The organism is Candidatus Omnitrophota bacterium (assembly GCA_013791745.1).
Lineage (GTDB): Bacteria > CG03 > CG03 > CG03 > CG03 > CG03.
The window spans coordinates 1-5,044 of sequence record VMTH01000115.1 but is presented as its reverse complement, the minus strand read 5'-3'; the positions used below and the strand labels follow the sequence as shown (position 1 = coordinate 5,044).

Genomic DNA, 5,044 nt, shown 5'->3' with positions numbered 1-5,044 from the left:
GATAAGGTATGTCGCCGAGCCTGATCTTCGGCCCCTTTATGTCGTATATGACAAAAGGCCCGTTTTTTATCTTACGCGCCGACCTGATGATCTCCTCATGCTGCCTCAGAGAGCCGTGAGAGCTGTTTATCCGGACGCCCGCCATGCCGGCTCCGGCAAGCTCCCTGATCTTTTTCACAGTCGGCGGCCCTATCGTTGCTATTATCTGCGTTCCGTCCATGAAGATATGTTATAAAATATCCGGCCTTTATTCCATCTCATAACTGAATAACTGAAAGCCCGGCACCGTCTTCGGCACCGTCTTCTCCTTCAAGACGATTCAGAGCCGTCCCGCGAAAAAGCGCCTGCGGGAGCTATTTTATATGGGGCGCTTACCAGGTCGTTTATGAAATAGCCGGCCGGGCGGCCGTATATTTCCATAAACCTGATCAGATGGAGTACACGGATGCGCCTCTGGCCGGATTCAATTTTGGATATAAAAGACTGCGTTTTCCCGAATTTCCGCGCGGCGGCATGCTGATCAAGGCCGGCGCTCACGCGGGCATCCCGCAGCCGCTTCGCCAGATAACGAAGCTTTTTTGAATATAATGTTGTTTCTTTCATAAATTACCTATTTGCCAGATCATCGCTGGTACTATATTGTACCTTACAGTAAGCGATATGCCAAAAAAGAATGTAACTTTTGGCACTATAAAGCGCTCGTCCATAATATTGTTTCTTTCATAAATTGCCTATTGCCAGATCATCGCGAGTTATTGTATATTGCAGTAAGCGATATGCCAAAAGAGAATATCCCTTTTATCGGGCACTATAAAGCGCTCGTCGTGGATGACGCACGCGCTATACTGGCTATAATGGAACAGCTCATCGGCCTCTCAGGGGGCCGCGCTTACACCGCCGCTACAGAGGAACAGGCCCTGGCTCTCTCGGACAAACACGAATTCGACATAGTGATACTGGACCACATTTTAGAAGAAACGACCGGGCTGGAACTTCTGGTAAAACTGCGCGCCAAACGCCCTCTATTAAAGGCGATCCTCATATCAGCGTCTTTTTGCCCCTCCGAAGAAGAGATCAGATCCTATAAGTTCAGCGCCTTTCTAAAAAAACCTTTTGATCTGACGGAAATGATCATGGCTGTTAAAAAAACGCTGGGCAGATAAACCTTAGAAAATCTTTCTTGCCTGATAAGCCCTAACGCAGTTTTTTGAAAAGTTCTTTCGCCTTGTCTTTTACTTTATCGGACTCTTTATCCTGTATCTCTTTCTTTCTGCCGTCAAGTTTTTTTTCATAGGACTCCGTGATTTTATCATAAGACTGCGCCTTGCCGGAGATCCCGTTTATTTTTGACTCATAAGGGTCTTTAAAAGAGTCCAGGCGCTCGTTGGCGTCTTTCTCGTATCCGCCCATATACGCGTCAAAGCGTTCCCGCGCTTTTTTCTGCGACGAGGCCATTTCAGAGCCGATGCGCTCTTTCACCTTTTTTGAGAGGACATTGTCAAGATTGGACGAGAATTTCCCCGCGCCGCCTATGATCATCTTCCCCTCTATGACGAGTTCCGGAGTCGTCCTCACGGCGTCTATGACAATGCCCGTGACAAGATCCTTTTCATCCCCGCTCACTTTCATATTCCTGATCCTGATATTCAAATTAACTTCGGCCTTGGAGGAAGCCGGCGCAAAATAATCAAGGTCGATGTCATAAATACCGCTGAAACTGTCCAGCTTAACATAGGGTATGGCTCCTCCCACATCGTCCAGCGGAAAATCACTGCCCCTGAAAAACACCTTGCTCTTTTCCTCGCCCGGAATCCTGTTGTCTATAACGCCGGAAATTTTTATGCCGCCTTTATCCTGTCTGCCTTCAAGCCTGAAAGTAGCAGGATTTTTTGATTTTTCCGGAGCTGTTCTGAAATTAACCAGCTCCCCCTCAAGAGAAAGCTCCTCTTTCTTCACCGAAACATCCGCGTGCTTAAGGTGGAATTTGGGAAACAGCATGGATTTGAAAACCACATCGCGGCCTTTGAACTTCTGCTTTTTCGGTTTCGGCGGGGCTTTTTTCTTTTCCTGTTCTTTCATCTTCGCCATCACTTCCACGCCCTTCTCTATGTACTGCGCGAAACTACCCGTCTTCTTGTAAAGTATCCCCGAGAGAATATCCTGCGTGAAACTCTGGAACTGGCTTCCCGCTGGCACATTGAGCTGTGCGGAAACAAGCTTCCAGTCCGCTTCCCGTGCAGCGGCGATGTCTTTTTTCAGCTTCTGCACGGCTTTTTTATCGCTCTCAAATTCCTGTTTGACGATCTTCGCGGCGCTGACGGCGCTTTTTATTTCTTTTGAGTTATCTCTCAGCGTTTTGAGGGCCGAGGCGATCTCGCTTACGGTCTCAAGTTTTGCCGTGTCTATTTTTTTGATCTCTTCGGCGGCGGCCTCGGCCTTTTTCAGATCAGCGGAAACAGCGTCCAGTTTCGGTTCCCATTTGTTTTTGAGGTCTTCCGACTTTGCTTTGGCATCTTCGGCGAGCTTAGGGCTCTTGAACATATCTTTCTGCTTTTCAAAATAATCGCCGCCAAGTGATTTTATATCGTCGCCCGCCAGGAGAGGTTTTCTTTCCGGCGCGCCTTCTTCGGCTTTCTTTACCGCCTTCTTTTCCGCTTTAGGGGCGGGCCCGGCTTTTTTAAGAGCGCCGGATGTTTTCCTCGGCGTGCCCCATGATATGTCTTTTATGGAAGCTTCCTCTATCACCAATCTCTGCATGAGCAGCGCTTTGACGGGGGTGTCCATGACCATGCCGCCCGCCTCAAAAAGATTGAACATGGGATTGTCCGCGTCGGCCACGCGGATGCGGCCTATCTTCACCCTGCCCTTGATGAGGCTTATATCAACGCCGCTGACTTCCGCGCGGGCGTTAAAAATTTTTTCCATTACTTTTTCCATGCCTTTCGCGGCCACAGCGTCCATGCCAAAGGCATAAAAGGCCGCGAAGCCGCCGAAGATCACAAGCAGAGGGATGAAGAATTTCCAGCGCATCAGAGTGCATCCCTCACGCTGTTGGCCTTGTCGTAGAGCTTGATGATCTTGCCCACAAGAGGCAGTTTCATAAAAGTTTTGAATAATTTTGTCTCGGCCAGTTTATCCCGCACGCCACTGCGGTAACCCCTCACCATCGCGCGGAAAACAAAAAACGCGGGGACAAAAAGTATTAACGAGATCAGCGTCGTGCCCATGACAACGGTGTTGTAATATCGGGTGAACGGCACAATGGCTATGTTGTAAAGGCCTGTGAAAAAATTCTCAAGGCCGGGGTTTGTGAGGACGGTGTATCCGGCGCTGTCAAAGACGGGGCCCAAAGCCATGCCGACGAGCTTGAATACCGCCGTAAAGACGGCGCCCGTCGCGAGATTGGAGTTTGTCACATACATCAGTATGAGTATCACCCACCAGTGCAGAGCCGAAACCGGAATAATGCCCAGTACCAGCCCGAACGTCATTCCCAGCGCGACCTGCCCCGCCGCGGCGTTGGAATTCAGGGCTTTAAGAAATTTAAAAAAATATTTAATAATCAGCATGGTCGTATTATAGCAAAATCCCTTAAATCCCCGCAAATACGATTCTCTCAGCCATCCCTAACCGCCTTTTTTCTTCGGCACTTTCCTTGAACTTATTTTATTCTCTATTCGCTTTAATTCCCTATCATCCGCCAGAATTTCCGTTTGCGCTTCCAGTCCCAGTCGCCGGGCATTGAATTTTTCATACTGCTTCAGGGCAAGTTCATCCGCCACTTCCTTCGCCACTTTTCCGGGATGTTCAAGTATATCCCGCTCGTTGAATTTAAGAAAAGCGTTGAGCTTTTCCCGCCATTCGCGCATAAATATCTGTTTTCGGCGACGCGCCTGGTCTTCCGCATAATCAAGATACATACTGACTATCCGGTTCAGCTGACTCAGCTCGTTTTCGTTCAAATAATTTTTGGCAATAGTGACATCACCTGCCCTGACTTTGCCACCCTTCCAGGAAGTAAGCCCCATATCGGGTTTTGAAGCGTCCGCCCGATCAGCTATCAGTTCCGCCGCAGTTTTCCCGGAAACGGCATAATGAAGTTTATTCTGAACAATCCTGAAAAATTCCAGCGTCTCCTTCGCCTGCGGGTTGTAGTCAACGGCCAGTTTATATATATCGCGTATTTTCTGATAAAAGCGTTTTTCACTCGAGCGGATATCGCGAATACGTTCGAGAAGTTCATCAAAATAATCCGATCCAACATTTACGCCGCGTTTAAGCCGCTCATCATCCATCAAAAAGCCTTTAATCAGATACTCATTAAGCCTTTCCGTAGCCCAGATACGAAACTGTGTTCCCCGTGCTGAATTAACACGGTAACCGACGGCAATTACAGCGGGAAGGTTGTAAAATTTTCTTTTTCTGTTTACCTGTCTTACGCCCTCTGTTTGAACTTGTAAGCATTCCTTACAAGTTGCCTTTTCAGCCAGCTCCCCTTCCCCGTATATTGCCTTCAAATGAATAGTTATATTTTGAGGAGTTGTCTGAAAGAGTTCCGCCATAGCCGCCTGGGTCAACCAGAGCGTTTCATCTTCAAGCAGTACTTCGAGTTTTGTCCGGCCATCTTCCGTCTGATATAAAATGATCTCCTGACGGCTACTTTCCTTTTTCAGTTTTTTCATATTTGGCCTTTCCATTATATATGCGGTTGCTGAAGCCGGATAATACGGCAAAAGCAAACACCCATCCATCTGCTTCTAACTAATTGATATCGACCTTATTAAACCTTGCTCGAACCCATTTCGAGAATAGTTTATAAGATTCCCTTCACTTAAAGAGATTGTATTATTTTGCATGGAATAAATCAATTTCATTTTTCATTTTGTCATTGCGAGGAGCGGAGCGACGTGGCAATCTTATTATACTCCCAAGGCTCGCCCACAATGCCCGCATGAAGCGGGCAAGCGGGCTCGCACTTGCTCGCCATCGCTCGGCGCCTCCGACTATCCGTCCGATCATCGTCCGGATTCTCCGGCGCCTCGCT

General features: G+C 48.1%; 6 protein-coding genes. 1 reads left to right on the top strand and 5 read right to left on the bottom strand.

Annotated elements, in window-relative coordinates:
* Together FP827_05350 and FP827_05345 are read right to left on the bottom strand one after the other, a co-directional pair.
* Window positions 1–220: pyruvate kinase (locus tag FP827_05350; protein ID MBA3052498.1), on the bottom strand; the 220-nt coding region annotated here is incomplete at its 3' end.
* An 89-nt stretch (window positions 221–309) separates the two neighbouring features.
* Window positions 310–603 carry a helix-turn-helix transcriptional regulator gene (locus FP827_05345; protein ID MBA3052497.1) on the bottom strand — a complete coding sequence of 98 codons (294 nt, stop codon included), beginning with the start codon at window positions 601–603 and terminating at the stop codon, window positions 310–312.
* A gap of 173 nt (window positions 604–776) precedes the next feature.
* Here FP827_05345 and FP827_05340 point away from each other — a divergent pair, with 173 nt between their 5' ends.
* Window positions 777–1,163, top strand: coding sequence for a response regulator (locus FP827_05340; protein MBA3052496.1), 387 nt, complete (start codon window positions 777–779; stop codon window positions 1,161–1,163).
* Between the two features lie 31 nt (window positions 1,164–1,194).
* Here FP827_05340 and FP827_05335 read toward each other — a convergent pair whose 3' ends face one another.
* From FP827_05335 to FP827_05325, 3 genes are read right to left on the bottom strand one after another with little or no spacing between them, the layout of a single operon-like run.
* Window positions 1,195–3,030 (bottom strand): TIGR03545 family protein, encoded by a 1,836-nt coding sequence (locus tag FP827_05335; protein ID MBA3052495.1) that lies wholly within the window; start codon window positions 3,028–3,030, stop codon window positions 1,195–1,197.
* Entirely contained in the window at window positions 3,030–3,569 is a 540-nt protein-coding gene (locus FP827_05330; GenBank protein MBA3052494.1) for a TIGR03546 family protein, read from the bottom strand. The genes FP827_05335 and FP827_05330 overlap by 1 nt, the downstream gene beginning before the upstream one ends.
* Window positions 3,570–3,626: 57 nt before the next feature.
* Window positions 3,627–4,682: a virulence RhuM family protein gene (locus FP827_05325; GenBank protein ID MBA3052493.1), complete on the bottom strand. Its 1,056-nt coding sequence runs from the start codon at window positions 4,680–4,682 to the stop codon at window positions 3,627–3,629.
* Between the last annotated feature and the right edge of the window lie 362 nt (window positions 4,683–5,044).

Coding starts and splice junctions, on each gene's coding strand:
- FP827_05325 (MBA3052493.1), bottom strand. CDS start 4,682: ATGAAAAAACTGAAAAAGGAAAGTAGCCGTCAGGAGATCATTTTATAT.
- FP827_05335 (MBA3052495.1), bottom strand. CDS start 3,030: ATGCGCTGGAAATTCTTCATCCCTCTGCTTGTGATCTTCGGCGGCTTC.
- FP827_05330 (MBA3052494.1), bottom strand. CDS start 3,569: ATGCTGATTATTAAATATTTTTTTAAATTTCTTAAAGCCCTGAATTCC.
- FP827_05345 (MBA3052497.1), bottom strand. CDS start 603: ATGAAAGAAACAACATTATATTCAAAAAAGCTTCGTTATCTGGCGAAG.
- FP827_05340 (MBA3052496.1), top strand. CDS start 777: ATGCCAAAAGAGAATATCCCTTTTATCGGGCACTATAAAGCGCTCGTC.